Origin of the sequence: Rhizobium ecuadorense, from assembly GCF_001187535.1 — a bacterium.
GTDB classification, from domain to species: Bacteria; Pseudomonadota; Alphaproteobacteria; order Rhizobiales; family Rhizobiaceae; genus Rhizobium; species Rhizobium ecuadorense.
In genome coordinates this window covers 101,126-116,826 of the sequence record NZ_LFIO01001164.1, presented here as the reverse complement: position 1 = coordinate 116,826, position 15,701 = coordinate 101,126, and the positions used below count along the sequence as shown (strand labels likewise).

The 15,701-nt window shown below is 60.9% G+C and carries 20 protein-coding genes; 9 read left to right on the top strand and 11 right to left on the bottom strand.

What is annotated here, in order from left to right:
- The first annotated feature begins 77 nt into the window (after positions 1 to 77).
- Positions 78 to 389 carry a DUF1294 domain-containing protein gene (locus AF337_RS25255; protein WP_049734295.1) on the top strand — a complete coding sequence of 104 codons (312 nt, stop codon included), beginning with the start codon at positions 78 to 80 and terminating at the stop codon, positions 387 to 389.
- Positions 390 to 393: 4 nt separating this feature from the next.
- Here the strand turns inward: AF337_RS25255 and AF337_RS25250 are convergent, their stop codons facing one another.
- Positions 394 to 903 (bottom strand): GNAT family N-acetyltransferase, encoded by a 510-nt coding sequence (locus AF337_RS25250; protein WP_049734294.1) that lies wholly within the window; start codon positions 901 to 903, stop codon positions 394 to 396.
- 298 nt (positions 904 to 1,201) lie between these two features.
- On the opposite strand from AF337_RS25250, the gene AF337_RS25245 reads away from it, so the two are divergent.
- Entirely contained in the window at positions 1,202 to 1,459 is a 258-nt protein-coding gene (locus tag AF337_RS25245) for a YjhX family toxin (RefSeq protein ID WP_049734293.1), read from the top strand.
- Positions 1,460 to 1,509: 50 nt separating this feature from the next.
- Here AF337_RS25245 and AF337_RS25240 read toward each other — a convergent pair whose 3' ends face one another.
- The 4 genes from AF337_RS25240 to AF337_RS25225 form a co-directional block, all read right to left on the bottom strand.
- A complete protein-coding gene (locus AF337_RS25240; protein ID WP_049734292.1) occupies positions 1,510 to 1,785 on the bottom strand; it encodes a hypothetical protein in 276 nt (91 codons plus the stop codon).
- A 100-nt stretch (positions 1,786 to 1,885) separates the two neighbouring features.
- Positions 1,886 to 3,367 (bottom strand): Asp-tRNA(Asn)/Glu-tRNA(Gln) amidotransferase subunit GatA, encoded by a 1,482-nt coding sequence (gene gatA / locus AF337_RS25235; RefSeq protein ID WP_049734291.1) that lies wholly within the window; start codon positions 3,365 to 3,367, stop codon positions 1,886 to 1,888.
- A 57-nt stretch (positions 3,368 to 3,424) separates the two neighbouring features.
- Entirely contained in the window at positions 3,425 to 3,712 is a 288-nt protein-coding gene (gene gatC / locus AF337_RS25230) for an Asp-tRNA(Asn)/Glu-tRNA(Gln) amidotransferase subunit GatC (RefSeq protein ID WP_049734290.1), read from the bottom strand.
- A 69-nt stretch (positions 3,713 to 3,781) separates the two neighbouring features.
- Complete coding sequence (locus AF337_RS25225; protein WP_049734289.1) at positions 3,782 to 4,486, bottom strand: metal-dependent hydrolase; 705 nt, start codon at positions 4,484 to 4,486, stop codon at positions 3,782 to 3,784.
- A 227-nt stretch (positions 4,487 to 4,713) separates the two neighbouring features.
- On the opposite strand from AF337_RS25225, the gene ruvX reads away from it, so the two are divergent.
- On the top strand, positions 4,714 to 5,205 hold the full coding sequence (ruvX, locus tag AF337_RS25220; protein WP_049734288.1) for a Holliday junction resolvase RuvX: 492 nt from the start codon (positions 4,714 to 4,716) through the stop codon (positions 5,203 to 5,205).
- Here the strand turns inward: ruvX and AF337_RS25215 are convergent.
- The 4 genes from AF337_RS25215 to AF337_RS43775 form a co-directional block, all read right to left on the bottom strand.
- Positions 5,145 to 5,474, bottom strand: a complete 330-nt coding sequence (locus AF337_RS25215) for a DUF6105 family protein (RefSeq protein WP_049734287.1) — start codon at positions 5,472 to 5,474, stop codon at positions 5,145 to 5,147. The genes ruvX and AF337_RS25215 overlap by 61 nt on opposite strands.
- Entirely contained in the window at positions 5,471 to 5,644 is a 174-nt protein-coding gene (locus tag AF337_RS43780) for a hypothetical protein (protein ID WP_167347801.1), read from the bottom strand. The genes AF337_RS25215 and AF337_RS43780 overlap by 4 nt, the downstream gene beginning before the upstream one ends.
- A gap of 132 nt (positions 5,645 to 5,776) precedes the next feature.
- Complete coding sequence (locus tag AF337_RS25210; protein ID WP_049734286.1) at positions 5,777 to 6,436, bottom strand: TetR/AcrR family transcriptional regulator; 660 nt, start codon at positions 6,434 to 6,436, stop codon at positions 5,777 to 5,779.
- A 163-nt stretch (positions 6,437 to 6,599) separates the two neighbouring features.
- Positions 6,600 to 6,956, bottom strand: coding sequence for a hypothetical protein (locus AF337_RS43775; protein ID WP_167347799.1), 357 nt, complete (start codon positions 6,954 to 6,956; stop codon positions 6,600 to 6,602).
- Positions 6,957 to 7,167: 211 nt separating this feature from the next.
- Here AF337_RS43775 and map point away from each other — a divergent pair, with 211 nt between their 5' ends.
- The 6 genes from map to AF337_RS25180 all read left to right on the top strand — a co-directional run bounded on the left by map (position 7,168) and on the right by AF337_RS25180 (position 13,279).
- Positions 7,168 to 8,004 (top strand): type I methionyl aminopeptidase, encoded by an 837-nt coding sequence (gene map / locus AF337_RS25200; protein WP_049734284.1) that lies wholly within the window; start codon positions 7,168 to 7,170, stop codon positions 8,002 to 8,004.
- Between the two features lie 7 nt (positions 8,005 to 8,011).
- Complete coding sequence (gene radC, locus AF337_RS25195; protein ID WP_049734316.1) at positions 8,012 to 8,839, top strand: RadC family protein; 828 nt, start codon at positions 8,012 to 8,014, stop codon at positions 8,837 to 8,839.
- A 29-nt stretch (positions 8,840 to 8,868) separates the two neighbouring features.
- Entirely contained in the window at positions 8,869 to 8,997 is a 129-nt protein-coding gene (locus AF337_RS40810; RefSeq protein ID WP_425287897.1) for a DNA repair protein RadC, read from the top strand.
- 83 nt (positions 8,998 to 9,080) lie between these two features.
- Positions 9,081 to 10,487 carry a Si-specific NAD(P)(+) transhydrogenase gene (gene sthA / locus AF337_RS25190; RefSeq protein WP_049734283.1) on the top strand — a complete coding sequence of 469 codons (1,407 nt, stop codon included), beginning with the start codon at positions 9,081 to 9,083 and terminating at the stop codon, positions 10,485 to 10,487.
- 64 nt (positions 10,488 to 10,551) lie between these two features.
- A complete protein-coding gene (locus tag AF337_RS25185; RefSeq protein ID WP_049734282.1) occupies positions 10,552 to 11,355 on the top strand; it encodes an endonuclease/exonuclease/phosphatase family protein in 804 nt (267 codons plus the stop codon).
- A 154-nt stretch (positions 11,356 to 11,509) separates the two neighbouring features.
- A complete protein-coding gene (locus AF337_RS25180) occupies positions 11,510 to 13,279 on the top strand; it encodes a B12-binding domain-containing radical SAM protein (protein ID WP_049734281.1) in 1,770 nt (589 codons plus the stop codon).
- 159 nt (positions 13,280 to 13,438) lie between these two features.
- On the opposite strand, the gene AF337_RS25175 is transcribed toward AF337_RS25180, so the two are convergent.
- Complete coding sequence (locus AF337_RS25175) at positions 13,439 to 13,861, bottom strand: nuclear transport factor 2 family protein (protein ID WP_049734280.1); 423 nt, start codon at positions 13,859 to 13,861, stop codon at positions 13,439 to 13,441.
- A gap of 161 nt (positions 13,862 to 14,022) precedes the next feature.
- Positions 14,023 to 15,507, bottom strand: coding sequence for a trigger factor (tig, locus tag AF337_RS25170; protein WP_049734279.1), 1,485 nt, complete (start codon positions 15,505 to 15,507; stop codon positions 14,023 to 14,025).
- Between the last annotated feature and the right edge of the window lie 194 nt (positions 15,508 to 15,701).

Sequence of the window (15,701 nt, the reverse complement as noted above, 5' to 3'; positions counted from 1 at the left end):
GCCATGGCGTGCGGCGTGGTTTGACGGCTGGCAGCGACATTTGCCGTGGGTTAACCGAGGCGCGATAGAGTTGCCGCATGACGATCATCGATATCACCAAATGGGCCGCACCGTTTCTGGCGCTGAACCTCCTCGTCTTCTCGATCTATTTCCTCGACAAGCAGGCGGCGCGCGATGGCAGGTGGCGGATCAGCGAGCGCACGCTTCTGACGCTTGCGCTGATCGGCGGCAGCCTCGGCGCGGTGGCGGCCCAGCAATTGCTGCGGCACAAGACGAGAAAGGAGCCGTTCCGGTCGATCCTGGCGGCGATCCTGATCCTGCACGGTGCCTTGGTCGCGGTGCTGATCTTCGTGCCGGAATGGCGCGTTTTCCCTCTCCAGGATTTTTGAAGCGTCAGAATTCCTGCCCGTATCCACCCTGGCCGTCCGAAACCAGCGATTTCGTCAGCCCGACCGAGGGCACGTCGCGGTCGAGCTTCGGATTATAGGCGACCGAGAGCCAGTGGATGCTGTAGCCGTGCTTGCGGAAGAAACCGATCGCCTCGTTGTTGCCGGAATGGGTCTGCATCGCCGCCTTCTCGAAGCCTCGATCGGCGATCTCCTTTTCGATGCGCTCAAGAAGGGCGGAGCCAAGTCCCTGGCGGGTGAAGGCGGGATCGATCCAGAAATCCGAGATGGTTTCATCCAGACCTTCGCGCGCCGCCCAGCCCGCGACCTGGCCGTTCTGCTCGACGACGGTGATGGTCAGCCAGTCGTTTTCCACGAAGTTGCGAAAGGCGTTGCGGGCTGCATCGATCATCGCGTCCGATTCGCCGATCGACGCCATCGCTTTTTGCCAGGCCCTCAGCCCGATCTCGCTCAACAGCTCCGCTTCGCCGTCGCGGGCATTGCGAATGTGGATCAACGACACCTCCGCGTTACCCCGCAACTAGACCATTGAGTCGGCGAATTTACCAGTGCCCCCAGGGAGATGATGGCTGGAAACTGCGGTTTTCGACCGGTTTGATCGGCGAGTACGGTCTTGACCGCCTTTTGCGCGCGAAATAAAAAAAATCTTATGTTGAGCCTGTCACAGACCCGGTAAAGGCCCTGCCCGCAAGTCCGCTTGCGCGTATGGGCCCGAAAAAACGAAGCCCTGACGTTCGAAAGAGCGCCAGATCGTTTTTGTGCGCCCTGTCGGGCGCGATACCGGATCTCAACACATGGACATTTCCCGCACGGATCAGCGCATCCTGCATCTCATGGCCCAAGGCGGCCGCATCGAAATTTCCCGCGACGACGACAGGAAGATCGAGGCGGTCAGCTGCTTCACCCGCGACGGCTGGCTCTATCCCGGCGTCGACCTCGATCTCTTCCGCAGGCTGAAGCGGCTGAGAGCCATCAAGTCCTCCAGCGGCCAGCCCTACCGGATCACCGAAAGAGGGCTGAAGCTGGTCAGGTCGCAGCTGAATAACAGGTAGCAGTCAATAATCCTGACCGCGTCTCTAACCGGCGCGGTCAGGCTTTAGCCTCAGACCTTTGCAGAAAGTTCCATCCGCATCGCCGACCATTCCTCGGCCATCGTGCTCGTGCCGCGTCTCTTGCCGGCGCGGCGATACCAGTAATCGGCGTTCCAGTCGTCGCCCTCGATGCGATGGCAGAGCGCATGGCCCCAGTCGAACGGCTGTTCGCCTTCGTGGCGCTGGCAGATTTCGTGTACCGCCTGCCAATCCGCACCCATGGTGAAGCCGCCGGCGGCCAGGCGATCCGCTGCCTCAATCAGCCGCCCGAGATCATTGCTCGCCATAAGCTCCTCCTGATTCCCGTTATCGATCAGCCAACCGCTTTAAAGATGCACCTTTTCGCATTCGACGGCATGCTCTGGAAGAGCCGGATCGTGAGGCCTGTTACCACCACTTGGCCGGCGTAAACCGGCCGGCCGCCTGCTCGATGACATGAGCTGTCTTGAAGAGGGTTTCCTCATCGAAGGGCTTGCCGATCAGCTGCAGGCCGAGCGGCAGACCCTTCTGGTCGAGACCGGCGGGCACGGCGATGCCCGGCAGGCCGGCCATGTTGACCGTGACCGTGAAGATATCGTTCAGGTACATCTTCACCGGGTCGGAAGCGAGGTTCTCATCGGCGACGCCGAAGGCGGACGACGGGGTGGCCGGCGTCAGGATGGCGTCGACGCCGGCGTCGAAGGCGAGTTCGAAATCGCGCTTGATCAGCGTGCGGACCTTCTGGGCACGGATGTAATAGGCATCGTAATAACCGGCCGACAGCACATAGGTGCCGATCATGATGCGGCGCTTGACTTCCTTGCCGAAGCCGGCGGCGCGCGTCTTCTCGTACATGTCGACGATATCCTTGCCGTCGACGCGCAGGCCGTAACGCACGCCGTCGTAACGCGCCAAATTCGAGGATGCCTCGGCGGGGGCGACGATGTAATAAGCCGGAAGCGCGTATTTGGTGTGCGGCAGAGAGATGTCGACGATTTCGGCGCCGGCATCCTTCAGCCAGGCAATGCCCTGGCGCCAGAGGGTCTCGATCTCTTCAGGCATGCCGTCGACACGATATTCGTTGGGAATGCCGATCCTCATGCCCTTCAGCGACTGGCCGAGGGCTGCCTCGTAATCCGGCACCGGCAGATCGACCGATGTCGTGTCCTTGGCGTCGACACTGGCCATCGACTTCAAGAGGATCGCGGCATCGCGCACGTCGCGGGCGATCGGGCCTGCCTGGTCGAGCGAGGAGGCGAAGGCGACGGTGCCCCAGCGCGAGCAGCGGCCGTAGGTCGGCTTGATGCCAACAGTGCCGGTGAAGGCGGCCGGCTGGCGGATCGAGCCGCCGGTATCGGTTGCGGTGGCGCCGGCGCAAAGATGGGCGGCGACGGCCGCGGCCGAGCCGCCGGAAGAGCCGCCGGGAACGAGCTGCTGGTTGGAGCCCGCGGCACGCCAGGGATTGATCACCGCGCCATAATGCGAGGTCTCGTTGGAGGAGCCCATGGCGAACTCATCCATATTCAGCTTGCCGAGCATGACGGCGCCATCATCCCAGAGGTTCTGCGTGACGGTCGATTCATAGCGCGGCTCGAAACCATCGAGAATATGGCTGCAGGCCTGGGTGTGGACGCCGACCGTGGCAAAGAGATCCTTGATGCCGAGCGGAATGCCTTCGAGTTCGCCCGCCTTGCCGGCAGCGATGCGCTCGTCGGAGTTCTTCGCCATCAGCCGGGCGAGATCCGGCGTCACCTTGATATAGGCGTTCAGATGACCGTTGGCCGCATCGATCGCCGAGATATAGGCCTCGGTCAGTTCGAGTGCGGTGATTTCCTTGGCGCGCAGCTTAAGGCGGGCTTCGGCAATGGTCAGGCTGGTGAGTTCGCTCATGATGTTTTCGCTTCAGATCTGAAAATGGCAACAGGGGTCGGAAAGAGGCTTGAAGCCTTATTCGACGACTTTCGGCACCAGGAAGAAATTGTGGTCGGTGACGGGCGCATTAGCGACGATATCGGCGGCCTTGCTGCCGTCGGTCACCGCATCCGTCCGCTTCTTCATCGCCATCGGGGTGACCGATGTCATCGCTTCGACGCCATCGACATTGACTTCGGAGAGCTGCTCGACGAAGCCCAGGATGCCGTTCAGCTCGCCGACCATGCGATTTGCCTCGTCCTCGGAGACGGCAATACGGGCAAGGTGGGCAACGCGCTTCACGGTGGCAAGGTCGACGGACATGGCATTCTCCGGATGGGATTTTTCCTACCCGCTATAAAGGCCATGTCCGCCCGGTGCAACGGGATTTCGTCAGATCGACAGGCTCTCGGCGGGCTTCAGCGCCTTCACATCCGTCTTCGATCCCTCCATGCCGGCAACGAATTTATCGGCCGTCTGCTCGATGATCGGGAAGGTGCCGAAGTGACAGGGAATCGCCGTCTTGAAGTTGAAATAGCGCCGGCAAGCGAGTGCGGCCACGGCGCCGCCCATGGTGAAGCGGTCGCCGATCGGCACCAGGCCGATATCGGGCTGGTGCAATTCGTTGATCAGGGCCATGTCGGCGAAGATGTCGGTGTCACCCATGGCGAGGACCGAGGCTTCGTCATCGAAGTGCAGCATCAGCCCGTTGGCATTGCCGAGCGCATGCGAAACGCCGTCCTCGGTAATCTGGGCAGACGAGTGCAGCGCGTTGGTGAAGGTCGCGGAGAAGCTGCCGAGCGCGATCGTGCCGCCGGTATTGCCCATCTCGATCTTGTCGACGCCCTTGGAGCCGAGCCAGGCGGCGAGATCGGCATTGGCGAGAACGACGGCGCCAGTTTCCTTGGCAAGCGCCACCGTATCGCCGACATGGTCGCCATGGCCATGCGTCAGCAGGATATGAGTGACGCCTGACGAGACATCCTTGATATCCTGGCCGGAAAAGGAGGCGTTATGGCTGAGGAAGGGATCGAGTAGGATCGTCGCCTTTCCGGTCTCGATGCGGAAGGCGGAATGGCCAAGCCAGGTGATCTTCATGAAATCTCTCCTTTATTACGTGATGCAAAAAACGGTTTGGGGAGATCCGGATGATTTTAGGCTGGATCTGCCTAAAATCTGAATCCGCATCTCAATCAAAGAATTGGAGCATGATGTCGTCCGAAAACCGCTCACACTTTTCGGCATCATGCTCTATGGACATATCTCATGCAGCAGCAAAGAAAAGCGGCGGCGACTTCAATTTCTTTTGACGGGATGAATTGGCGATGACGGTGCTGACGATCGAGGAAATGGCCGAGACGCTTGCCCCGCGGCAGGCAATTGCCGGCCTCGATCTCGGCACCAAGACGATCGGGCTTTCGATGTCCGATCTCGGGCGGCGTTTCGCCACGCCCCGCCCGGTGATCCGGCGCGTCAAATTCACCATCGATGCGCAGGCGCTGCTGGATTTCGCACAATCGGAAAAGGTCGCGGGCTTCGTCATCGGCCTGCCGATGAATATGGACGGATCGGCAGGCCCGCGGGTGCAGGCGACGCGCGCCTTCGTGCGCAATATGGAGCAGAAGACGGCGCTGCCCTTTGTCTATTGGGACGAGCGGTTATCGACGGTCGCCGCCGAACGGACGCTGCTTGAAATGGACGTCTCGCGCGCCAAGCGGGCCGAACGGATCGATTCGGCCGCCGCAAGCTTCATCCTTCAGGGCGCGCTCGACAGGCTTTCCTTGCTGGCGAGATCCGATGGAGACGAATTCAGCTGACGCGCCTTCCACCAGGCGATGATCGACTTGCGTTTCCGAAAGCCGAGGATGGCGAAGACGACGAGACTGTCGACGGCGATCGTGCGGGCAACGAGCGGCGGGATGCTCTCCGGCGGGATGCCGAGCGCCTCGCCATACAGCTGGAACGTCAGGTCATGCACCTGCCGCGTCAGCATGAAGATGCCGAAGTTCATGTCGTAATAAGAGAGCCAATACCATCCGCCCAGAAAGACGATGGGGCCGGCCCAGAAGATCAGAAACCACTTCATGCGGCCTCACCTCCATGCTTGCGCGCGACGGGCAGATCGAGGGAAACCAACCAGGTCGACAATGCCATGATGCACAGCACCAGCGTCGGAATTGCGATATCCAGCGCCAGGACTGCGAAGAACATCATCGCCGTCAAAAGAAAGGCGGCTTTGGCGATCCTGGTTCCCATGGACGTCAACTCGGGGGCTCTCACTCATTCCATCTCTGCTCTCCCCCACACTGTCGGGTTAGCCGAGGCCAGGCAACGTAAACCATTCATTAAGGTTAACGCCGTAGCCGCCCCCTGTGGATAAGGCAGGTATCAGCCGTAGATGCCGCGCACGATGCGCTTCAGCGCCGTCGCCGCCTTCTCCCAGTCCTTCGGCGTCTTCAGCGACAGACCGGCGCATTGTCCGCCGCTTGCGGCGGCAAGCACGAGGTGCTGGATCGCCGCGATGATGACGGCATTGACGGCCACCGCATCCACGCCCTTCGGCGGTGCCAGCGAGCCGCGCATGCGCTCCAGCCACAGAGCGAGCGCCTTCGAACGCGCCTCGGAAAGCCGCCTCACCTGCTCGGTGTTCTCAGATATCTCCCAGGCGAGGATGCGGCGCATCAGCGGATCGTTCCTCAGGGCGTCGAGCAGGAGAAGCGCCAACCGCTCCATCAGGTCGCCATAGGTGAGCAGGAACATGCCGCCGGCATCTTCCGGGATGCGATCCCTCACCCATGTGCCGAGATCGGCGCCGATCGCCTCGACCAGCCCGTCGAGACCACCGTAATAACGATATATCAGCTGCTTGTCGCAACCGGCGCGGCGGGCGACCGCATTGATACCGAAATTCTGGAAGCCCTCCTCGGCCAGCAGGCCCTTGGCGGCAACCAGGATGGCGCGCTCCGTGGCGCCGCGATCCCGGACGCGCCGCTCCGGCTCGCCGCCGGCCTCAGGCAAATTTTCAAGTTTCACCGCTTCATCAAGCACGAACGACCCTTCCCCGCTGTCACCAATCGGTGAGTAGCGGGGAGGTTTCATGCAATCAATCCTATCCTCTTGAGAAGATTGTGGATATTGCGTCCTGGCCGATGATTTGACAGCGACTGAGGACCGGCAGGCGATCCGTGGTTGGGTTACCCGGCGAAAGGGCTTAAAAGCCGTCTCCCGCGACCTGTTGCAACCGGTGTTGTTTGCGGGCGGAACCTGGAACAAGAGAAATTTGCAGCCGACGGCCTGTCGCATTATGTTGGTAGCGAATAGGAGATTGCAGATGCTGTTGCGGAAGTATCGGGAAAACAAGGAAGCGCTCAAGCAAATCGGCCGGGAAGCGTTGGCCGAAAGCCGTCGCATGGGTCTGACGATCTCTGCCAAGGATCGGCAGAACGAAGCCAAGGATCGGGCGAGACGTGAGCATATCCAGGATCGCGCTCCTGCTACGGTAAGGTAGCAATCGCTTCATGCCGGAATTGACGTGCACCATCCTTGGTGGGCCGAACGGCTCCGGCAAATCATCCGCCTTCGGTAGGCTTCATTCTATCAACCTATCACCTTGAGAAGATTGCCGATATTCATCCGCGACCATCGAACTCGGCATCAACCGGCGTGCGGAAGTCGGGCCGAATCCTTTCAGAAATCTCGCCCCGACGGTTGATCGCGATGGACGAACCCGGCATAGCTGCATTATGAACAATTCTAATATTCTCCGCTAAGGCCCTGCAATGGTGAACTATATCGAAGCCTCTTCCGCGCCCTCGAAGAATACGGGCGCCATCCGGCTTTACGACGCGCAAGCATTCGAGGGCATGCGCAGGGCATGCCAGCTGACGGCGCGCTGCCTCGATGCGCTGGCCGACATCGTCAAGCCGGGGCTGGTGACCGACGACATTGACCGGTTCGTCTTCGATTTCGGCATGGATCACGGCGCCCACCCGGCAACGCTGAACTATCGCGGCTACACCAAATCGACCTGCACCTCGATCAACCACGTCGTCTGCCACGGCATTCCGAACGACAAGCCACTGCGCGAAGGCGATATCGTCAATATCGACGTCACCTTCGTGCTCGACGGCTGGCACGGCGATTCCAGCCGGATGTATCCTGTGGGCACGATCAAGCGCGCCGCCGAGCGGCTGCTCGAGGTTACCTATGAATCGCTGATGCGCGGCATTTCCGCCGTCCGGCCGGGCGCCCGCACCGGCGCGATCGGCGAGGCGATCCAGACCTATGCGGAGGCCGAGCGCTGCTCGGTGGTGCGCGATTTCTGCGGCCACGGCGTCGGCCGGCTGTTCCACGATTCGCCGAATATCCTGCATTACGGCCGCGCCAATGAGGGGCCGGAGCTGCGCGAAGGCATGATCTTCACCGTCGAGCCGATGATCAATCTCGGCCGGCCGCATGTGAAGGTGCTGGCCGACGGCTGGACGGCGGTCACCCGTGACCGGTCGCTTTCGGCGCAGTACGAACACACCGTCGGCGTCACCTCCGAGGGCTGCGAGATCTTCACCCTGTCGCCAGGCGGGCTCGACCGCCCCGGCCTGCCGTCGTTTGCCGGGTGACGATGCGATGGCGAAGGGGCCTGTTGCGACATCTTCCGACGACGAGCTGCCTTTTGCGATTGAAGAGCCTGTTGCCGCAGACGAACGCTCGTTCTTCGGCGGACGCCCGCAAAAACCGTCCGTGCCGGATGCCAAGACCGCCCTGCCCGCCTCGCTCGCCGGCCAGGAACATTATCACGGCCATCGCGAACGGCTGCGTGACCGCTTCCGCGAGCAGGGCGACACCGCGCTTGCCGATTACGAAATCCTCGAACTCCTGCTTTTCCGCCTGATCCCGCGGCGCGACACCAAGCCGATCGCCAAGGCGCTGATCGAACGGTTCGGCTCGCTCTCCGGCGTCTTCGGCGCGCCTGCGGCGCTGCTGACGGAGGTGAAGGGTATCGGCGAGACCGTGGCGCTCGACCTGAAGCTGATCTCGACCGTGGCGCAGCGGACCCTGAAGAGCGAGCTCAGGAACAAGCAGGTGCTCTCCTCCTGGTCGTCGGTGATCCAGTATTGCCATGCCGCCATGGCCCACGAGACCCGCGAGCAATTCCGCATCCTCTTCCTCGACAAGCGCAACGTGCTGATCGCCGATGAGGTGCAGGGCCGCGGCACGGTCGACCACACGCCGGTCTATCCGCGCGAAGTGGTCAAACGCGCGCTCGAGCTTTCGGCAACGGCGATGATCCTCGTCCACAACCACCCCTCCGGCGATCCGACGCCCTCGCGCGCCGACATCGACATGACCAAGGTGATCATCGACGCGGCCAAGGCGCTCGACATCACCGTCCACGACCACGTCATCATCGGCAAGGACGGGCATGTCAGCCTGAAGGGGCTGAAGCTCATCTGAAGCCGTCGCGCGCTGACATCGATTTGACGATGGTGATCATCGACGCGGCGAAAGCACTTGCTATCATCGTCCATGACCACATCATCATCGGCAAGAACGGCGATGTCGGCCTGAAGAGCCTGACGCTGATACAGGTCCGGCTGAAACGGCGGTCGTAAAACAATCTGTAACATTGACCGGTTACCGATAAAGGGGCGACATTTCGCGGCGCAATGATTCCTTTTCAATCCGGGGCCAGGTGATGCTTCAGTACGATCTCGTTGTGGTTGGTAGCGGTCCTGCAGGGCGCCGCGGCGCGATCCAGGCTGCGAAACTCGGCAAGAAAGTGCTTGTCATCGAGCAGGGAAAACGCGTCGGCGGCGTCTCCGTGCATACCGGCACGATCCCCTCCAAGACGCTGCGCGAGACCGCGCTCAACCTTTCCGGCTGGCGCGAACGCGGCTTCTACGGCCGGTCTTACCGCGTCAAGGAAGAGATCAGTGCGGATGATCTGCGCCGCCGCCTGCTGATCACGCTCAACCACGAGGTCGAGGTGCTGGAACACCAGTTCGCCCGCAACCGCGTGCAGCATATTCGCGGCAAGGCGAGCTTCATCAATGCGTCGACGCTGCAGGTGGTCAAGGATGACGGCGAGATCACCCAGGTCACCGCCGCCAGTGTGCTGCTTGCCGTCGGCACGAAGCCGTTCCGCCCGGATTACATCCCCTTCGACGGCAAGACCGTTCTCGACAGCGACGAGTTGCTCGATATCCAGGAACTGCCGCGCTCGATGGTCGTCATCGGCGCCGGCGTCATCGGCATCGAATATGCGACGATCTTCAGCGCGCTCGACACGGCCGTCACCGTCATCGATCCGAAGGCGACGATGCTGGATTTCATCGACAAGGAAATCGTCGAGGACTTCACCTACCAGCTGCGCGACCGCAACATGAAGCTGCTGCTCGGCCAGAAGGCCGACAAAGTGGAGACGCTTGAGGACGGCAAGGTCGAGCTGACGCTCGACAGCGGACGGCGTTTGACGACCGACATGGTGCTGTTCGCCGCCGGCCGCATGGGGGCGACCGACGCGCTGAACCTGCCGGCCATCGGCCTCGAAGCCGACAGCCGCGGCCGGCTCAAGGTCAATCCGGAAACGTTCCAGACATCGGTTGCCAACGTCTACGCCGCCGGCGACGTCGTCGGCTTCCCGAGCCTTGCCTCGACCTCGATGGAACAGGGCCGCATCGCCGCCCGCGTCGCGATCGGCGCGGTCGCCAAGGAGCCGCCGAAATATTTCCCCTATGGGATCTATGCCGTGCCGGAGATTTCCACCTGCGGCCTGACCGAAGAAGAGATGAAGGAGCGCGGCATTCCCTATGAATGCGGCATCGCCCGCTTCCGCGAGACCTCGCGCGGTCATATCATGGGCCTCGACACCGGGCTTTTGAAGCTGATCTTCTCGCTGAAGACGCGCCGCCTGCTCGGCGTGCATATCGTCGGCGAAGGCGCCACCGAGCTGGTGCATATCGGCCAGGCGGTGCTCAATCTCAAAGGCACGGTCGAATATTTCGTCGAAAACACCTTCAACTATCCGACGCTTGCCGAAGCCTACAAGATCGCGGGCCTCGATGCCTGGAACCGGATGGGCGATATCAAGTCGGAACTTTAAACGCATCGCTTGGACGGCAGAACCGCTGTCTAAATCCGGCCGCTAACAACGGAGCCGAACCGCATTGCGCATCATTTCGCTGAACGCCTGGGGCGGCAGGCTGCATGAGCCCCTGATCGACTATGTCAGCCAGGCCGATGCAGATGTGCTGTGCCTGCAGGAGGTGCTGCGGGCGCCGGGTGCGGATGAGGGATGGTCGATCTATCGGGATGCGGGGCTGGAGCTGCCGCAGCGCGCCAATCTGTTTGCAGAGATCGGCGCCGCCCTGCCCGGCCACGACGGCTTCTTCTGCCCGACATCGAGAGGCGCGCTGTTTAACGGCGAAACCGCCATTGCCGCCGAATTCGGGTTGGCGACCTTCGTGCGCAAATCGCATTCGGTCATCGCCCAGGGGCTGGACTTCGTGCATGGCAGTTTTTCCACCAATGGCTGGGGCGAACATCCGCGTCCGCGGAACGCCCATTGCATCCGTGTCTTCAGCCATGAGCACGCTTCCAGCCTGACCATCGCCCACATGCATGGCCTGCGGGATCCCGCCGGCAAGAGCGACACGCCGGCGCGCGAAGAGCAGGCTGCGGCATTGGTTGCGCTCATCGAGCGGATCTGGCCCGGCAACGAAGGGCTCGTTGTCTGCGGCGATTTCAACATCTTGCCCGACAGCACGACCTTTCCGATTCTCGCCAGATTGGGACTTTCCGATCTCGTCACCGGCAACAGCCTTGTAGACACGCGCACCTCCTACTATCTGAAGCAGGGCCGCTTTGCCGATTACATGCTGGTGACACCGGGGGTGAACATTGCCAGGTTCGAGGTGGTCGAGGCACCCGAGGTCTCCGACCACCGCGCATTGCTGCTCGATATCGGGTAGTATATTGAGGAATTGCCGTGCGTAGCGTTTTGCGTGCATTGCCGCGTTTTACGCCTTAGTTTGACCGCCTGAATCGCATTTATACGTGATGCCTGATATATGCCTTCAACACTATTTTGCTCCGGCAAAAGCTTCTGAAGAAAGATAGATACTCTTGTCCCATGTCTTGGAAGCTGCGCGCCGACGTTTTCAGCTGATCCTGATCAAGCCGTCGCATTATGACGATGATGGTTACGTCATCCGCTGGTGGCGGGCGATGATTCCCTCCAATTCACTCGCGGCTCTCTACGGCATCGCCGCCGAATGCGCCGAGCGCAAGGTGCTCGGGCCCGATACGGCGATCGACATCACCGTCATCGACGAGACCAATACGCGGATCGACTTCGCCGGATTGCTCGCACAGTTCAAGCGCCACGACAATTTCGGCATGATCGCGCTCGTTGGCGTCCAGACCAACCAGTATCCCCGCGCGCTCGATATCGCCCGGCCGTTCCGCGATGCCGACCTGCCGGTTTCCATCGGCGGATTCCATGTTTCCGGCTGCCTGTCGATGCTGGATGGCAAGGCGGTCGGGCTCGACGCCTGCCGCGACATGGGCATTTCGATGTTTGCCGGCGAGGCCGAGGGCCGGCTCGATATGGTGCTGCGCGACGCGGCAAACGGCGAGCTGAAGCCGCTCTACAATTTCATGAACGACCTCCCCGGCATCGGCGGCACGCCGGTTCCCTTCCTGCCGAAGGACAATATCCAGCGCACGCTCGGGCTCAGCACCAGCTTCGATGCCGGGCGCGGTTGTCCCTATCAGTGTTCGTTCTGCACCATCATCAATGTGCAGGGGCGCAAGTCACGCTTCCGCTCGGCCGACGACGTCGAAAAGCTGGTGCGGATGAACTGGGCGCAGGGCATCCACAAATTCTTCATCACCGATGATAATTTCGCCCGCAACAAGGATTGGGAAGCGATCTTCGACCGGCTGATCGAGCTCAAGGAGCGGGACGGCATCCCGCTCGGCCTGATGATCCAAGTCGATACGCTCTGCCACAAGATCCCCAATTTCATCGAGAAATCCAGGCGCGCCGGCGTCACCCGCGTCTTCATCGGCCTCGAAAACGTCAATCCCAACAACCTGACCGCCGCCAAGAAGAACCAGAACAAGATCACCGAATATCGCAAGATGCTGCTCGCCTGGAAGGCGCAGGGCATCATGACGCTCGCCGGTTATATCCTGGGCTTCCCGGCCGACACGCCGGAGTCGATCCGCCGCGACATCGCGATCATCCAGGAAGAGCTGCCGCTCGACGTCATCGAATTCTTCATCCTGACGCCGCTGCCCGGCTCCGAGGACCATCAGGTGCTGTGGAAGAAGGGCGTCGAGATGGACGCCGATCTCAACATCTACGATGTCGAGCACGTCTGCACCGCGCATCCGCAGATGAGCAAGCAGGAGTGGGAAGACATCTACCACGAGGCCTGGTCGCTCTATTATTCGCCTGATCATATGAAGACGCTGCTGCGCCGGGCTGTGGCGACCGGCGTTCCGCTCGCAAGGCTCGTCAAGGTTCTCGTCTCTTTCGCAACCACCGTGCCGCTGGAAAACGTGCATCCGCTGCAGAGCGGTCTCCTGCGCCTGAAGACACCTTCAGAGCGGCGCCCGGATCTGCCGCGCGAAAATCCGCTGGTCTTCTGGCCGCGTTTTGCCTGGGAAACCTTCAGAAAACATGCTTCGCTCGCCGGCACGATCGTCGGGCTGACGATTTCGGCATTCCTGATTTCACGGGATGCCAAGTCGAAGACCTATATGGATCAGGCCCTGACGCCGGTTGCCGATGACGAGGAAGAGACACTCAGCCTCTTTACCAAAACAGCCGGCGGCGCTGCGGCCGTTAGCCATGTGAGGAAAGTCGCGGAGCTGACGCGGCATTGAGCTGCAATTCGCGCTAAAGCCCGTCGCATCGAACTTGTTTCATGCGACGGGCTTTAGCTCTTTGCTTTGATGCATGTCGTTGCCGCAAAAGCGCTTCGCGCTTTGCCTGGGAAAACCGCGGCACACCTTTGCGCGACATGCTTTATCAGCTCCGCGGCTTTAAGCGAACTGGATGATCCGGGTGGTCTCAGCCACTTGCAGCGTGTCGACGAATTCGACGATCTTGACCGGTTTCCCATCCTTGAAATGGATCTTGTCGACGAATTCCGTATAGAAGCTCACACCCGATGGGATGTGCCTGACCTCACCTTCGCGATGGGCGAAGACCATATGCTCGTCCTCGTCCACATAGATGCCGGCTGTACTGACCTTGGATAGATCCCACACAGTGATGAGTTGCTCTATCACTTGCCGAAAGGCATGGCCGCCGGCTTCAGTTGAAAAAGGCGCCAACCGTGTATTGCCGGCCATCCGGAAGGTGCAATCCTCACCAATCAGCGCCAGCGTGCCCTCGATATCGCCTCGGTCGCGCACAGCGTAGATTTCTTCCACGCGTTTCTTCATGTCATCTTTTACGGTCATTGTCCGGTCCTCCCACCATCAATGAAATCTGCATCGAATTATACTTCATTGCAACTATTTGTTGTTGCCGTGAATAAATCTCAATAATCGAGAAGGCGGCCGAGATAGCAAAAGGCCCCGCACGATGGCGGGGCCTTGCAGAGTTCAGAACTGAGAAGCGATTATTCGGCGCTTTCGTCAGCTGCCTTCTTCTTCGGAGCAGCCTTCTTCTTCGGAGCGGCTTCTTCGCCTTCACCGGCGTCGGCAGCTTCGGCCTTGGCGGCAGCCTTCTTCTTCGGGGCAGCCTTCTTGGTCTCGGCCTTCGCTTCGCCTTCTTCCTCGGCGAGCAGTTCTTCCTTGGTCACCTTCTTGTCGGTGACGTCGATTTCGGTCAGCAGATGATCGATGACCTTCTCTTCGAAGATCGGCGCGCGGATCGAAGCGGCGGCACCCGGCTGGCTGCGGAAGAATTCGAGGATCTGCTTTTCCTGGCCCGGATACTGGCGCAGCTGATCGTAGATGGCGCGCTGCATCTCGTCTTCGGTGACTTCGACGCCGGCCTTTTCGCCGATTTCGGAGAGAACGAGGCCGAGGCGGACGCGACGCTCGGCGAGCGTCTTGTATTCCTCACGTGCCTTCTCTTCGGTCGTGTCTTCGTCCTCGAAGGTCTTGCCAGACTGAGCGAGGTCGTTGTTCACCTGGTTCCAGATGCCGTTATATTCGGCATCGACCAACGAGGCCGGGGTTTCGAACTTATACATCTCGTCGAGCTGGTCGAGGATCTGACGCTTCAGCTTCTGGCGGGTCAGCGAACCGTACTGCGATTCGATCTGGCCGCGGACGATTTCCTTCAGGCGATCGGCGGATTCGATGCCAAGCTTGGAGGCGAGTTCGTCGTTGATCTCAACCTTGCCAGGCGCTGCAACATCCTTGACCGATACGTCGAAGGTGGCTTCCTTGCCGGCGAGGTTCTTGGCCGGATAGTCGGCCGGGAAGGTCACGGTGATGGTCTTCTCCTGGCCGGCCTTGACGCCGACGAGCTGGTCTTCGAAGCCCGGGATGAAGCGGCCGGAGCCGAGCACCAGTTCGGCGCCCTGGTCGGTGCCGCCTTCGAAGGCTTCGCCATCGACCTTGCCGACATAATCCATGGTGATGCGGTCGCCGTCAGCGGCCTTGCCGGTCTTGGTCTCGTAAGCGCGGGCGCTTTCGGCAACCTTCAGGACCTGCTCGGTGACTTCGTCGTCGGCGATGTCGATGACTTCGCGGGTGACCTTGATGCCCTTGACCGACTTCAGTTCGATCGGCGGCAGCACTTCATAGGAGAGCGTGAATTCGAAATCCTGCTCGGCGGCGAGGATCTTGTCGGCTTCGTCCTTGTCCTCGGTCATGGCGATTTCCGGCTGCGTGGCCGACTTCTCGCCGCGGCTGGAGAGGATGGCGGCCGGCTGCTCGCGGACGATCTCGTTGACGAGCTCGGCCATGATCGATTTGCCGTAGACCTTCTTCAGGTGAGCAGCGGGTACCTTGCCCGGACGGAAGCCGTTGATGCGGACCTTGTCCTTCACATCGGCAAGACGCTGATCCATCTTGTCCTGCATGTCCTTGGCCGGGATAACGACCTTGATTTCGCGCTTCAGCCCTTCAGCGAGCGTTTCGATAACCTGCATGTCTTCCTACCTTCATGTCGTGGCGGCCGTGCCCAGACGCCGTTCGTTTCGATGAGCACGACGCCGGCAGCGTGCCGCGCGTGGCTTTTCCCAATTCCTGTATCATTCCGCCAAACGGGGAACGGCACTCACTTCCGAGTATTCGGAACAACCTTCGTCATTCGGGGACAACTAAGTTCTTAGTCTCCCCCTGC

Bases quoted from the DNA above. Each gene is read 5' to 3' on its own strand.
- AF337_RS25255 (WP_049734295.1), top strand. From the start codon at position 78: ATGACGATCATCGATATCACCAAATGGGCCGCACCGTTTCTGGCGCTG.
- AF337_RS25245 (WP_049734293.1), top strand. From the start codon at position 1,202: ATGGACATTTCCCGCACGGATCAGCGCATCCTGCATCTCATGGCCCAA.
- AF337_RS25240 (WP_049734292.1), bottom strand. From the start codon at position 1,785: ATGGCGAGCAATGATCTCGGGCGGCTGATTGAGGCAGCGGATCGCCTG.
- gatA (WP_049734291.1), bottom strand. From the start codon at position 3,367: ATGAGCGAACTCACCAGCCTGACCATTGCCGAAGCCCGCCTTAAGCTG.
- gatC (WP_049734290.1), bottom strand. From the start codon at position 3,712: ATGTCCGTCGACCTTGCCACCGTGAAGCGCGTTGCCCACCTTGCCCGT.
- AF337_RS25225 (WP_049734289.1), bottom strand. From the start codon at position 4,486: ATGAAGATCACCTGGCTTGGCCATTCCGCCTTCCGCATCGAGACCGGA.
- ruvX (WP_049734288.1), top strand. From the start codon at position 4,714: ATGACGGTGCTGACGATCGAGGAAATGGCCGAGACGCTTGCCCCGCGG.
- AF337_RS25215 (WP_049734287.1), bottom strand. From the start codon at position 5,474: ATGAAGTGGTTTCTGATCTTCTGGGCCGGCCCCATCGTCTTTCTGGGC.
- AF337_RS43780 (WP_167347801.1), bottom strand. From the start codon at position 5,644: ATGGGAACCAGGATCGCCAAAGCCGCCTTTCTTTTGACGGCGATGATG.
- map (WP_049734284.1), top strand. From the start codon at position 7,168: ATGGTGAACTATATCGAAGCCTCTTCCGCGCCCTCGAAGAATACGGGC.
- radC (WP_049734316.1), top strand. From the start codon at position 8,012: ATGGCGAAGGGGCCTGTTGCGACATCTTCCGACGACGAGCTGCCTTTT.
- AF337_RS40810 (WP_425287897.1), top strand. From the start codon at position 8,869: ATGGTGATCATCGACGCGGCGAAAGCACTTGCTATCATCGTCCATGAC.
- sthA (WP_049734283.1), top strand. From the start codon at position 9,081: ATGCTTCAGTACGATCTCGTTGTGGTTGGTAGCGGTCCTGCAGGGCGC.
- AF337_RS25175 (WP_049734280.1), bottom strand. From the start codon at position 13,861: ATGACCGTAAAAGATGACATGAAGAAACGCGTGGAAGAAATCTACGCT.
- tig (WP_049734279.1), bottom strand. From the start codon at position 15,507: ATGCAGGTTATCGAAACGCTCGCTGAAGGGCTGAAGCGCGAAATCAAG.